We start from the raw sequence: 17,718 nt of genomic DNA on the forward strand, positions 1-17,718 counted from the left end.
TAATTTATATTTTTGGGGTGTTCAATGAGCGAATTCTTACGGCCTGCCATTTATGCAGCTAACAGAATGTCATTTACTGTTAAGTTATTTCTAGCGGTATTAATATTTCTTATACCGTTTTTAGTGGTTTTATCTTTTAAGGTGCTGGATTCCTGGAGTGATATTCGAAAAATAGAGCGACAACAAACAGGCTTAAAACTGGTTGTTCAGCTTAAGCCCATGGCTTTGGATATCGCCAAACACCGCGGCAACATGGCGCAATACCTGTCAGGTGCTACTGATAAAGAAAGTAGCATAGTTGCTATTGAAAAAAATCTGGATGAAGAAATAGAAAAAGTTAAAAAATTAGCCACCGAAAATAATTATGAAATTACTAATTTGGGTGAGCTGGCCACCAAGTGGCAACAGCTAAAAATTAGCAGCAATAAATCCGCGACGGGTGGAAAGAACTTCCAGGATCACTCTGATCTGGTCGATAGTGTTCACCACATGATATCCACCATCACCGCCGATTTCGATTTAATCATGCAAAGCTCACATACCGATCATTATCTTGAAAGTGTCATGGCATACGGTATTCCAAAATTAGAAGAAGTGTTCGGGCAATTGCGTGGTAAGGGTGCGGGCTCTTTAGCAGATAAAGTGGTTACACCTAACGAAAGGGTGGTCATTGGAAGTTTGTTATCGACCGCTCAAAATTTGAATAGTACTTTAAACCGGGATTTGGAATTATTATTTAAGGATGCCGCAATCCATGAGCATCTAAACGCAAACGCGCAAAGCTATCGCAATATTGTGCAGCAATTTATCGATGTGACCAATAACCAGATCGTGATGGCTGACGATATTAGTATTTCCGGAACATCCTATTTTGAACACGGAACCAAAGCCATTGAAGCGCTTAGCGTGTTTGATAAGCAAGTTACTGAAGAATTCCAAAAAAGCATTCAAGAGCTTCACGACAAGCAATACACGCAAAACCTGGTGCTTATGTTTATTGCAGCATTAATTACCGGTTTGGGAGTTTATTTTTCATTTGGTATTCTCACCTCGTTGAACAACAACGCCAAGTTATTGAATGATGCGTCGCATAAGTTGAAAGAAGGGGATTTTTCTACACACATCAACATTGATACAGAAGATACCTTAGGGGACGCGGCTAAAAGCCTTCGGCTCATGGTGGGTAGCGTTGCGCAATTGTTAAATACTATTCAAAAATCTGCTCATGAAGTTAGTGAATTTTCAGTGAAACTACAATCAGTTTCCGATGCGAGTAAACATGAGCTTGATCAGCAAAATTCCCAAACGCAACAAGCGGCTTCTGCCGCAACTGAAATGGCTGCCACTATTCGCGAAGTTGCCAGAAGTTGCGTTGAAGTGAGCAGCGCAACGGATCATGCCCATGATTCTGCTCTAGAAGGGCAAGTAAAAGTTAATAGCGCAATCGCAAAAATAAATACCTTGGGTACGGATGTTGAGCAAGCTAAAAATATAATCAGCCAGGTGCAAAACGATGTTACGGATATAGGTGCAGTGCTTGAAGTTATTCGCAGCATTGCTGAACAAACGAATTTACTGGCTTTAAATGCGGCTATAGAAGCGGCACGAGCGGGCGAGCAGGGTAGAGGTTTTGCTGTGGTGGCGGACGAGGTGCGTTCCTTGGCGAAGCGCACGCAAGATTCCACAGCCGAAATTCGCGCAGTTATTGAAAAGCTCCAGGTCGGCGCGACCAATGCGGTCAATATTATTCATCAAAGTTCACTGGGCGCCCAAGACTCTGTTGCAAGCGCCGCCAGTGCGGGTCAATCGCTGGAAAAAATTGTGGTGGGCGTGGAGCTGCTGCGCGATTTAAATACGCAAATTGCAACGGCGGCGGAGCAACAGGCTGCAGTGGCTGAGCAAATGTCCCGCAATACTTTGCATTTGAGCGATTCATCTGAAAATATTTTGGGGCAAGTCGAAAAAACGGTAAGCTTCAGCAATAGTCTGCGTAAAAGTGCCATGGCTCTGCTCGAAAATGCCATGAAATTTAAAACCTGATAGGATCTGTTTCGTTGCGCTCAATTTATGTACAGCTCAATATCCCTCCCGAAGAGTTCCAGCGCTTATATGAAGGCGTTGCCAAAACCGTTAATGCTCGCAGCCTTGACGGGAGGAATGTTAATTTTCCGGCCAATATCCTACGTCCATTCATAACCCATTCCGGCATTACGGGTACTTTTGCCATCCATTTTTCAGACGAAAATCGTTTCCAACGCATTGAAAAAATCGACTAGCCGGAGCGATTCCAGTATCCTGCACGGCGTATTTTTCAACCACTAAACATGTGCTGATGTTTGGGCACTGTATTCGGGGCATTGGAGCGATAATTATGTACACCCACATTCGCGACTTACTATTCAAGTTAGACGCTGAAACCTCCCATGAATTTAGCCTGGATTTAATCGGTGCCGCCGAGCGTTTGAAGCTTGCAGGGCTTTTCCTGTCAGAAATCCCCCCAAATCCCGTAGAAGTTATGGGTATTACCTTTCCAAACCCGGTAGGTTTGGCCGCTGGCCTGGACAAGAATGGCGATTACTTCAATGCGCTGGGCGCTATGGGTTTTGGATTCGTAGAGATAGGCACCATTACACCCAAGCCCCAAGTGGGTAACCCAAAGCCACGTTTATTCCGCATTCCTGAAGCGCAGGCGATTATCAACCGCATGGGATTTAACAACAAAGGTGTTGACCATCTTGTTGCCCAAGTTAAACGCCGTCGTTACAAAGGTATTCTGGGGATTAACATCGGGAAAAATGCCCTGACTCCGGTTGAGAATGCGGCCGACGATTATGTAAAGTGCATGCAAAAAGTCTATGCCCACGCGGACTATATTACGGTCAACGTGTCATCACCCAATACCAAAGGTTTACGCGATTTACAGTTTGGCGATTCGTTAAATCGTTTATTGGAAATCATCAAAATCGAGCAAAGTAATTTGCAAGCAGAGTATGGTCGCTATGTTCCGGTTGCAGTAAAAATCGCACCTGACATGGATAATGATTCGATTATCCAGGTTGCCCAAAGCTTGGTTGCGCAAAATTTTGATGGTGTTATTGCTACCAATACCACCATCGGCCGTGAAGGTGTCGAGCAGTATGAAACAAGCGCAGAGACCGGTGGTTTAAGCGGTTTTCCTGTGCGTGATAAAAGCACGCGCGTCATTCGAGTCCTTCACGAAGAGTTGGGTGATAAGTTACCTATTATTGGCGTGGGTGGAATTACCGACGGTGCAAGTGCTGCGGAAAAAATTAAAGCAGGTGCGAAGTTGGTTCAGGTATACAGCGGATTTATTTATCGGGGTCCGGCTCTTATCGGTGAAGCCGCCGCCGCTATCGCGCAATTAAAAATATAGTTATTTGTTCGTAAAGAAAAAGGGCCTCATTGTGAGGCCCGTTTTTTTAGCTCGATTTCGCCAATCAGCGAATTAATTTAAATTGTCGAAAGATGTTTGCAATGTAGTTGCTGATGCAATGAGTTGATCAGCCTGCCGATGCCATGGTTGACATAGGTTGTAAATTGTTGAGTTTTTGAACTTGAGCCAACCGGTTCAGTCCATCCCATTGATCTACCCGTGATTCTCGCCACCCGTTTAGCCACTGCTGTCGGGCAACGCCTGTTTCGTGGGGACATAAGCTACGCGATCGACCGTCAATCCCGGCTTGGTAGCCTTTTGCAAAAGCGCGTTCTGTTTGATCTCGTTTCTGACTTTTCATCCTATAAGGCACCTCTTTATTAGCGCTATTAGATTTCAACTAAAGTTATATAGACATCACGAACGACTTGCTACAATACCTCCTCTTGGTTGCTTAACGTATTGGGTTTGACCAGTACACCAATAAAGGTTCCTCTTGTGAACGATTTTATTCTTCTAGATAGTTTCCTCTATAGCACCTAAAGCTCTAGTGAATTGGTTTGACAAGTTCTCTTAAGCCTACCTACGCACAAACTTTGGCCAGAATGGCCTAAATTACCTGTATAAGGTTATTAAACTGGCGTTATCAATGACTCAATTTCAATTTTTTGCGACATGTCCGAAAAGTCTTGAAGGACTTTTATTTTCTGAATTAGGCCAACTGGGTGCTACTGAGCTGCGTGAAACGGTAGCAGGTGTGTATTTTAGTGGCAGCATCGAAACAGCTTATCGCGCCTGTCTCTGGTCCCGTCTGGCCAACAAAATTCTTTTACCCCTAACGAGCTTCGAAGCCGCCAGTCAAGAAGACCTTTACGACGGTGTGCGCGCAATTCGCTGGGAGGATCACCTCAAACCCGATGGAACCCTATTGGTTGATTTCGTGGGTACCAGCGACACCATACGCAATACCCAGTTTGGCGCAGTTAAAGTAAAAGATGCCATTGTTGATTGTCTGCGCGATGCCACAGGCGAACGTCCGTCAGTAGCCAAACAAGACCCGGATTTACGCATAAACGCACGCCTCAGCCGTGACAAGGTTGTGGTAAGTCTGGATCTGTCGGGCGATAGCTTGCATCGCCGCGGCTATCGTTTAAAGCAGGGCAGTGCGCCCATGAAAGAAAACCTGGCGGCGGGGATTTTAATTCGCGCCGGTTGGCCTGAGATTGCCGCTGCTGGTGGAGCATTGCTCGATCCTATGTGCGGTTCCGGCACAATCCTTATTGAAGCAGCTTTAATTGCAGCAGACATTGCCCCGGGTTTGAGCCGTGTGAGTTTTGGCTTTGAACGTTGGTTAAAGCACGACAATGCTGTGTGGCAAGCATTGCGTGACGAAGCTCATGAGCGTCGCCGGGTTGGTTTGGAAAAAGAGCTTCCGGAAATTCGCGGTTACGATGCAGATGTTCGTGTGATCCGCGCCGCTGAAGAAAATATTGTTACCGCAGAGTTGGATCATTGGTTGCGCGTGAGCCGCAAAGAACTCGCTGAATTTAAAAAGCCGACTCATACAGAATTAAAAAATGGTTTGGTATTGAGTAACCCACCTTATGGTGAACGTTTGGGCGAAGTTGAATCACTCAAAATGTTGTACGCCCATTTGGGCGAGCGTTTACGAAATGAATTTCAAGGTTGGCGCGCTGGCGTTTTCACAGGCAATCCTGAACTCGGCAAACAAATGGGTTTGCGTGCCGATAAAAAATATAAATTGTTTAACGGTACTATTCCCAGCGAATTGTTAATGTTCAACATCGCCAGCGAAGCTTTTGTGCAAAGCCGAATTGAGCAAGATGATCGTTTTAGTCGGGATGAAGAAAAGCGTATCGCCGCAGAAGAGCGAGTGCGCGAAACTAATCGCCAGGAGCAGGCCGCTGCGCTTTCAAACGGCGCGCAAATGTTGGTAAATCGTCTGCAAAAAAATCTCAAACAACTTGAGAAGTGGGCGCGTAAGAATGATATCAATGCTTATCGCTTATATGATGCCGATATGCCTGAATATTCCGCTGCGATTGATGTTTACTGTGGCCAAACTCAACCCGGTAAGCCTGAACAGTGGTATGCGAATGTGCAGGAATATGCCGCTCCTAAATCTGTCGATGAAGATCGCGCGGCACAACGTTTTGCCGATATTGAATTAGCCGTGCCATTTGCGTTGGATATTCCCGCTGAGCGCATCAGTTACAAGCAACGTCGTCGCAATAAAGGCACTCAGCAATACGAAAAATTAACGGAACTGCCTACCGGCGATGTATTTAGCGTGCAAGAAGGTGCAGCCAAATTACATATCAATATGTGGCAATATTTGGATACAGGTTTGTTTTTGGACCACAGACCTGTACGAAAAATGATTGCAAGCATGGCAAAAGATCAACGTTTTTTAAATCTGTTTTGCTATACAGCAACAGCTAGCGTATATGCCGCTATGGGTGGTGCGCGTTATACGGTCAGTGTGGATATGTCCAATACCTATTTAAATTGGGCACGTAAAAATTATGCGCTTAATGGTTTGAGTGAATCTAAAAACCGCTTGGAGCAAGCCGATTGTTTAAAGTGGTTGGAAGAAAACGAACAACAGTTTGATTTGATCTTGCTCGACCCACCCAGCTTTTCTAACTCAAAACGCATGGAGGATGTGTTGGATGTGCAGCGTGACCACGTAAACATGATTCACAATGCAATGCGAGTATTGGCGGAGGGCGGCACGCTGATATTCTCAAATAATTTGCGCACCTTTAAATTGGATGCTGAAGCCCTGTCGGCCTATACCGTTAAAGATATAAGTGCAAAAACTATTGATGAAGATTTTAAACGTAATCCTAAAATCCACCAATGTTGGTTGATCACGCATTGATATCCAATTGGTTAATTTTTATTAAGCGTTGTAACAAATTGCAGATTGGTGCATCTAAGCTTTAACAAGTTCATCCTTTAATGTGTTAGAGGTCGTCATGTTAATTAAGAAACCAAGTGATATACCTGCGTCTGAAATCACGCCGGAATCCATTTATCTTGCTCGCCGTGATTTTATGCGCGGCAGTATCGCAACGGGACTTTTGGGGGCAGCTTCCTTAAGCTCGCAAAATCTTATGGCAGACCCAAGTTACAGCGCAGCAGAGGCTGTTAACAAAGGACCAGAATGGCTAAACACGCAAATTGCTCGCGCCAAGGCAGATACGCAAAAACTAACAGAATCATTAACGCCTTTTGAGCATGTAACAGGCCACAATAATTTTTACGAATTTGGTTACGATAAAACTGACCCAGCTAAATATTCAAAAAGGTTTAAGCCTGATCCATGGCAAGTTGAAATAGCGGGGCAGGTAGCCAAACCGGGAAAATATAATCTGGAAGATTTGTTAAAAGGCATAGATCTGGAAGAGCGTGTCTACCGGTTACGCTGCGTTGAAGCTTGGTCCATGGTTATTCCCTGGGTGGGTTTTTCGCTAGCAAGCTTGTTGAAAAAATTTGAGCCCAATAGCAATGCCAAATATGTTTCCTTTGTAACTCTGAAAGATTCAAGGCAATTCCCTGCGCAGGCAGGCTCACTTAGCACTATTGACTGGCCTTATCGCGAAGCTTTACGTATTGACGAAGCCATGCATCCGTTAACTATCCTGGCTGTTGGTTTGTATGGAAAAACGCTTCCAAATCAGAACGGCGCTCCATTGCGTTTGGTGGTTCCATGGAAGTACGGATTTAAAAGTATTAAGTCGATTGTGAAAATTGAATTTACCGATCGCCAACCAAAAACAACCTGGAGCCAAATCGCTCCCTCGGAATATGGGTTTTATGCCAATGTAAACCCTCAGGTCGATCATCCGCGTTGGAGTCAGGCACATGAGCGTCGCCTGCCGAGTAGCTTGTTTAGTCCTAATGTAATCCCCACCCAAATGTTTAATGGATATGCCGATCAAGTTTCTAATTTGTATACGGGCCTGGATCTACGAAAATTCTATTGAGTGAGGGAGCAGCAATGCCGGTGATGTGGCGAAGAGCTTTACTGTTTTGTGCGAGTTTAATTCCTGTAATTTTTATTTCTTTTGGTGCTGCCACTAATCAATTAGGTGCTGACCCAGCGAAAGCCATAGTGCTATTTACTGGAACCTGGGCTTTTTATTTTTTGTTGATTACCTTATCGGTGTCACCCTTAAAGCGTTTGGCGAACCAAAGTTGGTTGATGGTACATCGGCGTATGCTCGGTTTGTTTACGTTGTTTTACGCCGTATTACATATGCTTGCATATCTTATATTTATACTTGGGTTGAATTTTTCAATTTTCGGTGCGGAGTTGGTTAAGCGCCCTTATATTTTATTAACTATACCTGCGGTTATTTTACTCATAGTCTTGGGCATAACCTCAACAAAAGGCATGATGCGCAGGTTAGGAAAAAATTGGGTTAAATTGCACAAATCAATTTATCTTATTGCGATTCTGGCGTGGCTACATGTTTTACTACAAGTTAGATCCAGTTATGCTGATGCGGTGCTATTTGGCGTGCTTACCGCTGGTTTGTTGGGAATTCGCTGTTACTGGTTTTTTAAGAAAAAATCATCCATTTCAAGTTCAAAGCCATAAAACTAAAAGCTAAGAAGATCTTTTAGCTCCACAGCGTTGCGGCGGGAAATTTCCAGGGTTTTTCCGTCGCTCATAGTGATTTCGTAGCCATCGCTAATTGATTCCTCGATTTTTGTTACTTCATTGAGATTAACGACATATTGTCGATTAGCTCGAAAAAAATATTTCTTTGGTAGTCGCTCTTCAACGCTGTTTAAAGACTTACGCACAAAAGCATTATCATTGCCAAAAAAAATACGAACATGGTTTTTGCAGCTTTCAAAATAGCGAATAGATTCAAGTGGTACAAGATGGCATTTATCACCATCTTTTACAAACATACGGCTGTGAATATCCAGCGCAGGTTTGGGTGAGGTTTTATATTCTTCGCTATGCATGCTCAACTTTTCGATCGCTAATTTCAGGCGCTCGTGACTTATGGGTTTTAATAAATAATCGATAGTGTTGAAGTCAAAGGAGCGGATAGCGTATTCGGAGTAGGCGGTTGTGAAAATAATTTTGGGTGAATAGTCCAGCTTTTCCAGTAAGTCGAAACCGCTTTCACCCGGCATATGTATGTCTAAAAAAATAATATCCGGCTCATGTTCATGAATCAGTACCAAAGCTGTTGAGGGATGATCTGCTGCTCCTGCGATATCAATGTCGGGATATTCTTGCAGCATTTTTATCAACCCCTCGCGCGCCAGGCGAGAATCTTCAACCACTATTGCCTTCATTAAGATAATTCCTTGGGTATGCTTAGCGTTACCGTAAATTTTTCTGCCGTTTTGGAAACCAGCAATTCTCCTTCGTTCCCGTAGAGCAATTCAAGCCGACGGCGAATATTTTTTAGCCCTATACCGGTTGTAGGTGTTCTCACTACCGCAGTGTTGGCCAGATCGTTAACAATATGAAAGCGCAGCCTTGAATGTAAATCCTCACAGCTTACGCTGAGCTCGCCACCTTGTTTAATATTTTCAAGTCCATGCTTGATGCCATTTTCAATAAGCATTTGTAAAACCATGGGCGGGATTAAATAGTCGTACAGGTCTTCTGCTATGAGTAATTGGAAGTTTAAGCGCTCTTCCAGTTGGGATTTCACTATTTCAATGTAACGGTGAATAATATTAATTTCTTCAGCAAGAGTTACCTTTTCCCGGCGGCTGCTTTCGAGTGAGTAACGTAATATTTCCGATAAAGAAGTAATCATACTGTCGGCGCTTTTTTGATTCTCGTGAATCATAAAGCGAATATTGTTGAGGGCGTTAAAGAGAAAATGCGGGTTGAGCTGATTGGAAAGGCTATTTAAAGTAGCTTCTTTAAGATTGTGTTGAGCTCTTAAATAACGCAATTCCGTTTCACGCATTATTTTGGTAGATGTAATGCTGTTGTAAAGAAATATCCAGGCGGAAATAAAAATAGTCGTTTGAATCCAGTTGCCCAGAATTGAGCCCATAACAAATTTTGCAAGCGCACGTTTACTATTGTTGGGAGTGAGTTCCGTGGTGATTTCATGCCAGTAAAAGGATGAAAAAATAATCCACATGAAAATCGCGATGGTGAGCCCGGACATTAACGAGAAGACAAGGCTGTACTCTAGAAATTGTTTGCTGGAAAAAGATTCCCATCCCAATGTTTTGAACATATAGCGAAAAATAAGAACAGCCAGCGTGAAAAACGGGAACCAAAATAAATCGCAAAAAAACAAAAAACGCGCGTACTCGTGTAATGGAACAATAATGACCATTTGAGTGGCGGCGAGAAAAAGCATAAAAAGCCCATGATCTAACCAGAACCTTTGATCATGAGGAAAAAACAATACCTTCATAGGTGCACGCTAAGGTAAAAATTAAAAAAGCGGGTTTGCCAAAGCAAAGCCCGCGAAAATTTGATATGCCTGAAGTCAGTGGGAATCATGCCATAGTTCATTAAATATAGAACAAAAAATTGGCATGGACAAATTATGCAGACATACCAATAAGCTGTTCCTATAACTCAAACTCCTGCTGCCCTTAAGCTCTTTAGTTGTTTTTACTGAGCTCACTTTGGTCTACGTGTTTTGCTCGCGGATATTTTTTTCCATTGAGGAATTTCCCTAAAAAGGTTGGGCGCACAAGATAGTGATAACTGGCGATTAACACCAGGCTGGTAATTGTCAGTATCAGCGAAAGCTTTATTGACCAATGCAGCGGCCAGCGCAACATCCAGGCTTGTAGTAACCATACAATGGGAAGATGGATAAGGTACATCCAATAGGATGCGTCAGCGAGGTAGCGCCACCGCGCGCTGGGTGCAGACAGATAACGCACAGCCAAGCCGATCATGGCAAATGCCCAGCACCATTGCGCAACTACATATGCTATTGCAAAAATTGCACGCTCCCTATCGCTAAGGGCGATTGCTACAAATTTAGGTGTTATGCCTCCTATGTAAAGCGCTACAACAGTTGCCAATAAAGCAAAGGCAAAATATAAAAACCAATCTGCAGCAAACAAACGCAAACAATTTTGTTGCCTATGAATAAACCAGCCCATTAAAAATGCGCTTCCATAGGCTAATAATGCGGGAAAGTTGGGCACCAACCCCATAATAGGCGATGGAATTCCTTGCCATTGTATCCACCACGGGCTCGTAAATAATGAGATTGCAAGTGGCGCAGTCAATACAAAAACTGCGATGCGCGTTTTAATTAATGATTCGACCAGACCCGACATTTTGTTACGCAATGTTTGTTCAGGATCAAAACGCTCTACTATCGTGCGTAATCCCATTGCCAGCATATAAATGACCAGGAGAACATATAGAAACCATAAATGTCCCATAGGTACAGGTGGGCCGATAATCGGAAAGGGAGGCTGCATGTTTGGCGGGCTCTGGATTCCTAGCTGTCGAACACTCCAAATAATTGGGATAATCGTTAAAGGCATTATGAAAAAGAATGCTGCGATGAAAGGTAGACCAATACGCTTCAGGCGATTCTTTATGAAATTTTTTGTACCGAGGCGTTGATGAAGCAAGCGCGCAAAAAATCCGGCAATAATAAAAAATAACGCCATGCGGAAAATATGAATCACAAAATATAAAACGCCTAGCCCTGTACTTGTGGATCCATAAGTAAACGGCCAGCCGGGCATATATCCCATGATAGCGTGTAGCACTATTCCTGCTAGCAGCGCACAAGCGCGTACTGCGTCAAGGGAGTGGAAGCGTTCCTCAGCAGACATGGTTGCTCCTTTGTCTATTTATTGGTTTTTGTTGAGATGAAAAAGACTCACGATAAATGCCAGCGATAGAAATTGATAAGCCAGAATTTCCATGAGGTTGAAGCGATAAATCGAAGGTTTAATTTGAATAGCAATGGAATGTATGGAATCTTGCGATTGAAAATTTGTTGCGATAATTTCAACAGCACACAATCTTAATAAGGTCTTGTCGGGTTTTTGGTCGCTAGCCTGAGCCCAGCCGGAATAAGACAGAAAGAGGTACAACAGAAGAATATTAGATAGGTTGCGCATCTGACCCCCAGCCTGTAATGGTATTCCTGAGGCGAGAGCTTAAGTCAGTTGAACCTGATCAATGGATAAAGATGCCGAGAGGCAAAAATCAACTATGAATGGTTAAAAATATAAACGGTTAAAGATATGAACGGTTAAAAGGCAAGTAAGTTGTGGAAGATATTTTTAGGCAAAGCAGGAAGAGAAAGATAGAGGAAAAATCAGAGCGGAAATAGAGGAAAGATCTCAAGGCTACTCATAGTGAGTAGCCTTTAGTAACTAATATTAATTAGTCTTTAGCACGAGACTTATATTCGTGAGTACGAGTGTCGATAATAATACGATCACCGATTTCTACGAATGCAGATACTTGAATTTCAGTACCGTTGGTCAAACGAGCTGGCTTCATCACTTTACCTGAAGTATCACCACGAACTGATGGCTCGGTGTAAACAACTTCACGAGTAACTGAGTTTGGTGGAGTAATAGAAATTACTTTGCCATCATAGAATACAGCTTCACATACATCATCAATACCGTCTTCAATGTATGGACCCATATCGCCGAGTTCGTCAGCAGTCAATTCATATTGGTTGTAATCGCTATCTACGAAAACGTACATTGGGTCAGCGTAGTAAGAGTAGGTTACATCTTTACGATCAAGAACGATGTCTTCGAATTTGTCGTCTGCTTTGTATGGGGTTTCAGTCAAATAACCGTTCAGCAGGTTTTTCAACTTGGTTTTTACAACCGCAGTGTTACGACCTGAGCGGCTGATTTCTACTTTTTGGATTAACCAAGGTGAACCGTCGATGTTGATTACATGACCGGCGCGTAATTCTTGACCTGTTTTCATGATGACTCTCAATAAATGTAAATGGTATTGGTGAGCGAATACCGATTGCTGGGATAAATTCGGGCGCTACTATACCTTTTTTAGTGGATTTCTACAGCGTTTTTTTGGCCCTTTTAAATACAGCTGCGCACCATATTCGAGGCTAAATCCCCCAGGGAATTCAGGTGCTGGCACCAGTTTTTACTTTGTTCTTGCCAGTCTTGCAATTCTGAAAGGCAGTTTTCCCAGCTTTGACTGGCATTTTCGCCAAGGTTCCAGCGGTGCCAAAGGTCTGTGATCGTCGCGCGTGATTTAGGCGTTGCGCCCTGCAGGTAGTACTCCAAAAAGGCATCCAGCTTGACCATATGTATATCGTCATCTTGCGGGTAGATATGCCAGACAAAGGGTTTTCCTGCCCATTGTGCTCGTACAAAGGAATCTTCGCCGCGTATGAAGTTGATATCGGCTGCCCACAGAAGATAGTCATACTCGCGTTGGGTTAGGAACGGGATAATCTTGATGCGCAGCGAACCTTGTACAAACTCGTCGCCAATCGCGAGTGATCGTCCCAGGTGACTATTAACACTGGGAAGAATTTTGCTAGCCGGCACCAGACATAAAACCGGTTGGGTTGATTGAATCCAGCTATCTATTAATGAAGCTACAGCGGGATTCTCATAGCCGAAAAGTGAAATGACCAGCTCATTTTCTGTGGGGATCACGCCTAGGTTTTGCCAGAATCGGTTTTGGGATTCTTTATTGGCTAAAAAGCTATCCCTAACTTCCAGCAAAGAACTTTCTTTTAATAAACCGCCTGTTTTGGCGGTAAATCCGGGGAAGAAAAAGGTTTTTTTGAGCCCCAGCTGCGGGTGTACTGACGGCAATCCATGGCAACCCTCAACCCAGTCTTCTGCGCTTAGATACTCCAGGTTGAACCAATAGGGCGGAGTCGGGCGGCGTTTCATTGCGGCCAGATAATTTACGGGCAACTCACAAGCAAAGGCTTCGACAATTGCATCAGCGGGTATTACTCCCTCGAATTCTCCTTGCCAAATCCGAATCTCGACTCCCTCAACCTCTTGGCTAGCGGAGTTGGTGACACTTGGCCAAATATGTTGAAGGGCGGCAATTTCATCTACCCATAAACGCACTTGAATAGGGTATTCACGAGCGAGTTGTCGGGCCAGGCGCCAGCAGACTCCAATATCGCCATAGTTGTCTATAACGCGACAAAAAATGTCCCATGTTTTGACGGGCAGGTGGCTCATGTAATCTTCTTGCTGTTGGGAAAAAGAGGGCGCTATTATGCGCGACATTTCTCGAATTGGATGAATTTTTATGGCTTCCCTCCAAGACCAACTCTTAAAAGCAGGCCTGATTGACGGCAAAAAAGCCAAGCAAGCCAATAAAGAGAGGCGCAAGGAAACCAATGTTGCCCGCCGCTCTGCTGAGCCAGTAGTGGACGAGGTTAAGCAATCGGCCGAAATGGCCCGGCAACAAAAGGCTGAACGCGATCGCGAGCTCAATCGTCAGCGCAATACCGAGCAGGAACAAAAAGCAATCGCCGCGCAAGTAAAACAGCTTATTGAAAACCATCGCCAGCCGAAAGGTGCCGGCCAAAATGATGTTGAATACAACTTCACTGATGGCAAGCTGATCAAGAAAATGCGAGTAGCGCCCCTCATTCTGGAGCAAATCGCACGCGGTGTTTTAGCCGTCGTTAAATTGGGCGATGGGTATGAAGTCGTGCCCAGGGTTGTCGCTGATAAAATTGCCCTGCGCGATGCGAAATCTGTGCTGGTTGCGAATGTTAAGGCAGCGCAAACCGATGAAGAAGATCCCTATAAAGACTATGTAATTCCAGACGATTTAATGTGGTAACACAAACCTTCGGGTTTGGCTATTCTTAGAATCCATTTTAGCTTGTGTCATAATAACGTCATTACCATTACAGGCGATTACCTATGTTAGAAATGTTCACTGGACTCAGCTTTGCCCTTGGCTTGGCCTTGTTTTTATCTTTGGCGTTTGTACTTGCGTACGAATTTATTAATGGTTTCCACGATACGGCTAATGCCGTTGCCACCGTGATTTACACCAAAGCAATGCCGCCACATATGGCTGTTGTGGCTTCCGGTATTTTTAACTTTTTGGGGGTAATGATTGGCGGGCTTGGTGTTGCTTATGCAATCGTACATTTGCTCCCCGTTGATTTGCTGCTCAATATCGATTCATCCAAAGGGATGATTATGGTGTTTTCGCTGCTAACAGCCGCGATTTTCTGGAATTTGGGAACCTGGTATTTTGGAATTCCTTCATCCAGCTCACACACCTTAATCGGCTCAATTTTAGGTGTAGGCGGAGCTTACGCATTGTTAGAGCATTTGCCCTTGGCCGATGGGATTAATACCAAAAAGGCAACAGACATTATGTTGTCCTTGCTGATTTCTCCGTTGGTGGGGTTCATCATCGCCGCATTGGTTTTATTATTGTTAAAGCGCATTTGGCCGGGACAAAAAATTCATAAAACGCCGCAAGAACGTGAAAATATTGATGGCAAAAAACATCCACCTTTTTGGACTCGCGCAACTTTGGTTGCCTCAGCAATGGGCCTGAGTTTTGTGCACGGATCAAACGATGGTCAGAAAGGGATTGGTATGGTTATGTTGGTGTTGATTTGCATGGCACCTGCACACTTTGTTCTCGACTTGAACACTTCCGCAATTGATATTGATAAAACGCGCCACGCGGCAACTTACATCGAAAGTATTTATAAAAATAATCAGGAAGCTTTTGCAAAGAAAATCGATTTTGCCAAATCAGAAGCAACTCTAACTTCTGAAGAAAAATGTAGCTCCAAAAATGCGTTGGTTGCTATTAGCAGCTTGGGTGTGCAACTAAAAGATGTAACTGACTACAGCAAGCTCAGCATCGAAAATCGCCGCGAAGTGCGCCGTATTTTATTGTGCATTGATGATACGGCCAAAAAGATGACCAAGGTTGAAGGCGTATCTGGCAAAGATAAAGATGAGCTTAATAAACTTCGCAAAGAAATTACTGCAACAACGGAATTCGCTCCTTATTGGGCAATTGTGGCAGTAGCCTTGGCCTTGGGTTTAGGTACCATGACCGGCTGGCGCCGTGTAGTGAAAACCGTTGGCGAAAAAATTGGTAAAACCGGTATGACCTATTCGCAAGGTATGTCGGCGCAAGTTACTGCGGCAACTGCAATTGGTATTGCAAGTATTACCGGTATGCCAGTGTCAACAACACACGTACTTTCGTCCGCTGTGGCGGGCACAATGGTTGCCAACAAATCTGGTTTGCAATTCTCCACCATTAAAACAATTCTTATGGCTTGGGTGCTGACTTTACCTGCGACAATTTTGTTGGCGGGTGGATTGTTTTACGTGGGCGCAAAAGTTTTTCTTTGATGCCAATCTGAGTTTTAAAATAAAAAAGCCGAGCAATTGCTCGGCTTTTTTATTTTACTTTTACACGATTAACATTAGAGGTAACCGCACTCAAGCTATTAAGGGTGAGTTATCTAAAACTCCCCCAAGAACCCTCCCGATTGTCTTTCCCACAACTGCGCATAAATACCATGCTTGGCAATTAATTCTGCATGAGTGCCTTGCTCAATAATATGTCCCTTATCCAATACAATTAATCGATCCAGTGCTGCGATAGTTGATAGGCGATGGGCAATGGCAATTACAGTTTTACCTTGCATGAGTTTATTCAAGTTGGTTTGAATCGCGGCTTCAACTTCAGAATCCAATGCTGAGGTTGCTTCGTCCATAATCAAAATTGGAGCTTGCTTGAGTAGCACTCGTGCAATTGCGATGCGTTGGCGTTGGCCGCCGGAAAGTTTTACACCTCGTTCGCCCACATGCGCGTCATAACCTGTGCGACCCTGGTTGTCGCTGAGTTGCAAAATAAAATCATGGGCTTCGGCTTGTTTAGCGGCTTCAATCATATCTGCATCAGTTGCATCAGGTTTGCCGTATAAAAGGTTATCGCGAATAGAGCGATGCAGTAGGGAGGTATCTTGCGTCACCATACCAATTTGTGCGCGCAAGCTCTCTTGTTGAACCAAGGCGATATTGTGGCCATCAATTAAAATGCTACCACTTTCAACATCGTAAAAACGTAAAAGTAAATTAACCAAAGTAGACTTGCCTGCGCCAGAGCGACCAACCAAACCGATTTTTTCACCAGATTTAATATCAAGGTCAAATTGATTGAGAAGGCCGCCATTTTTGCCGTAGTTAAAATTCACATTTTTAAATTCAATGCGGCTTTGTGTAAGTACCAAAGGCTTGGCATTTTCTACATCCTGAACTTCGCGCGGTATTGAAAGCGTATTTAAACCGTCTTTTGCTGTGCCTATATTTTCAAAGAGTGCGGATACTTCCCACATAATCCACTGCGCCATACCGTTTAGTCGCAAAACCAAACCTATAGCGGCAGCAATGGCGCCGGTAGTGATGGCCACATTGCTCCACAGCCATATTGAAACAAATGCCACCGAGAAAATTAATGCGGCGTTAATTGCCCACACGCTTGAGCTCAGGGCTGTAGCCAAGCGCATTTGCGGATGAACCGTTGATAAAAAATGTTCCATACCTTGTTTGGCGTATTCTGCTTCGCGGTTGGAGTGCGAAAATAATTTCACGGTAGAGATGTTTGTGTAAGTATCTACCAAGCGACCTGTCATGTCAGACCGGGCGTCCGCTTGGCGCATTGCGGTTTTCGCCAGTCTTGGTAAAAAGTAATAAAGCAGACCTGCGTAACTAAATACCCAGAGCACAAGCGGCACCGCCAAGCGTAAATCCAGGCTGCCTAATAAAACCAGGATGCTGGAAAAATAAACGAATACATACAACAGCACATCAAGCAGTTTCATTATTGTTTCGCGTACTGCCAGTGCCGTTTGCATAACTTTGGTTGCAACTCGGCCAGCAAATTCATTTTGATAAAACTGGTAACTCTGCCCCAACAAATAACGGTGTGCTTGCCAACGAATGCGCATGGGGAAATTGCCCAATAAAGTCTGGTGCATAACCAATCCATGCAATAAAACGGTCACAGGTAAACCAATGAGAATTATGGCGCCCATCTTTAATAACTGGTGTTGCGATTCACTCCAAAAACTTTGTGGAGTGTGAGTATTTAACCAGTCAACCAATTGCCCTAAAAAACCAAAGAGTGATACTTCCATGACTGCTATAGCACCGGTTAGCAAAGCCATAGAAATCAGGAATGGCTCAGCGCCGCGCGCGTAGTGGCGACAAAATGCAAACAAGGTTTGCGGTGGCGCCTTGGGGTGTTCGGGGGGGAAGGGCTTTATCAGGCTTTCAAAAAAACGATACATAGAATTTGT

16 protein-coding genes are annotated in these 17,718 nt (G+C 44.0%); 8 read left to right on the top strand and 8 right to left on the bottom strand.

The features are described from left to right. Positions 1-24 precede the first annotated feature (24 nt). The 3 genes from IE104_RS06715 (at position 25) to IE104_RS06725 (ending at position 3,394) form a co-directional block, all read left to right on the top strand. Positions 25-2,040, top strand: a complete 2,016-nt coding sequence (locus tag IE104_RS06715; RefSeq protein WP_189416915.1) for a methyl-accepting chemotaxis protein — start codon at positions 25-27, stop codon at positions 2,038-2,040. A 14-nt stretch (positions 2,041-2,054) separates the two neighbouring features. Beyond that, positions 2,055-2,276: a DUF2835 domain-containing protein gene (locus IE104_RS06720; protein ID WP_189416916.1), complete on the top strand. Its 222-nt coding sequence runs from the start codon at positions 2,055-2,057 to the stop codon at positions 2,274-2,276. A gap of 95 nt (positions 2,277-2,371) precedes the next feature. Beyond that, positions 2,372-3,394 (top strand): quinone-dependent dihydroorotate dehydrogenase, encoded by a 1,023-nt coding sequence (locus IE104_RS06725; RefSeq protein WP_189416918.1) that lies wholly within the window; start codon positions 2,372-2,374, stop codon positions 3,392-3,394. Positions 3,395-3,521: 127 nt separating this feature from the next. On the opposite strand, the gene rmf is transcribed toward IE104_RS06725, so the two are convergent. Continuing rightward, on the bottom strand, positions 3,522-3,755 hold the full coding sequence (gene rmf, locus IE104_RS06730; RefSeq protein WP_189416919.1) for a ribosome modulation factor: 234 nt from the start codon (positions 3,753-3,755) through the stop codon (positions 3,522-3,524). Positions 3,756-4,043: 288 nt separating this feature from the next. Between rmf and rlmKL the strand changes: the two genes are divergently transcribed. The 3 genes from rlmKL to msrQ all read left to right on the top strand — a co-directional run bounded on the left by rlmKL (position 4,044) and on the right by msrQ (position 8,024). Continuing rightward, entirely contained in the window at positions 4,044-6,299 is a 2,256-nt protein-coding gene (gene rlmKL, locus IE104_RS06735) for a bifunctional 23S rRNA (guanine(2069)-N(7))-methyltransferase RlmK/23S rRNA (guanine(2445)-N(2))-methyltransferase RlmL (protein ID WP_189416921.1), read from the top strand. A gap of 97 nt (positions 6,300-6,396) precedes the next feature. Beyond that, positions 6,397-7,407: a protein-methionine-sulfoxide reductase catalytic subunit MsrP gene (gene msrP / locus IE104_RS06740; protein ID WP_189416922.1), complete on the top strand. Its 1,011-nt coding sequence runs from the start codon at positions 6,397-6,399 to the stop codon at positions 7,405-7,407. Between the two features lie 14 nt (positions 7,408-7,421). Further along, complete coding sequence (gene msrQ / locus IE104_RS06745; protein WP_189416923.1) at positions 7,422-8,024, top strand: protein-methionine-sulfoxide reductase heme-binding subunit MsrQ; 603 nt, start codon at positions 7,422-7,424, stop codon at positions 8,022-8,024. A gap of 2 nt (positions 8,025-8,026) precedes the next feature. Here msrQ and IE104_RS06750 read toward each other — a convergent pair whose 3' ends face one another. The 6 genes from IE104_RS06750 to earP form a co-directional block, all read right to left on the bottom strand. After that, entirely contained in the window at positions 8,027-8,740 is a 714-nt protein-coding gene (locus tag IE104_RS06750; RefSeq protein ID WP_189416925.1) for a LytR/AlgR family response regulator transcription factor, read from the bottom strand. Next, on the bottom strand, positions 8,740-9,774 hold the full coding sequence (locus tag IE104_RS06755) for a sensor histidine kinase (RefSeq protein WP_189416926.1): 1,035 nt from the start codon (positions 9,772-9,774) through the stop codon (positions 8,740-8,742). Before IE104_RS06755 ends, IE104_RS06750 begins: the two co-directional genes overlap by 1 nt. 250 nt (positions 9,775-10,024) lie before the next feature. After that, on the bottom strand, positions 10,025-11,227 hold the full coding sequence (locus IE104_RS06760) for an acyltransferase family protein (RefSeq protein WP_189416928.1): 1,203 nt from the start codon (positions 11,225-11,227) through the stop codon (positions 10,025-10,027). An 18-nt stretch (positions 11,228-11,245) separates the two neighbouring features. Then, positions 11,246-11,518, bottom strand: a complete 273-nt coding sequence (locus IE104_RS06765) for a hypothetical protein (RefSeq protein ID WP_189416930.1) — start codon at positions 11,516-11,518, stop codon at positions 11,246-11,248. 268 nt (positions 11,519-11,786) lie between these two features. Continuing rightward, entirely contained in the window at positions 11,787-12,353 is a 567-nt protein-coding gene (gene efp / locus IE104_RS06770) for an elongation factor P (protein WP_189416931.1), read from the bottom strand. A 113-nt stretch (positions 12,354-12,466) separates the two neighbouring features. Then, positions 12,467-13,600, bottom strand: coding sequence for an elongation factor P maturation arginine rhamnosyltransferase EarP (gene earP, locus IE104_RS06775; protein WP_189416933.1), 1,134 nt, complete (start codon positions 13,598-13,600; stop codon positions 12,467-12,469). A gap of 70 nt (positions 13,601-13,670) precedes the next feature. Here earP and IE104_RS06780 point away from each other — a divergent pair, with 70 nt between their 5' ends. Further along, the gene (locus IE104_RS06780) at positions 13,671-14,213 is read left to right on the top strand and encodes a DUF2058 domain-containing protein (RefSeq protein ID WP_189416934.1); all 543 of its coding nucleotides are present in this window, start codon (positions 13,671-13,673) and stop codon (positions 14,211-14,213) included. Between the two features lie 83 nt (positions 14,214-14,296). Then, positions 14,297-15,766, top strand: coding sequence for an inorganic phosphate transporter (locus IE104_RS06785; RefSeq protein ID WP_189416935.1), 1,470 nt, complete (start codon positions 14,297-14,299; stop codon positions 15,764-15,766). 113 nt (positions 15,767-15,879) lie between these two features. Here IE104_RS06785 and IE104_RS06790 read toward each other — a convergent pair whose 3' ends face one another. Further along, positions 15,880-17,709 (bottom strand): ABC transporter ATP-binding protein, encoded by a 1,830-nt coding sequence (locus IE104_RS06790; RefSeq protein ID WP_189416937.1) that lies wholly within the window; start codon positions 17,707-17,709, stop codon positions 15,880-15,882. Positions 17,710-17,718: the final 9 nt, after the last annotated feature.

This window comes from Cellvibrio zantedeschiae, from assembly GCF_014652535.1.
GTDB lineage: Bacteria > Pseudomonadota > Gammaproteobacteria > Pseudomonadales > Cellvibrionaceae > Cellvibrio > Cellvibrio zantedeschiae.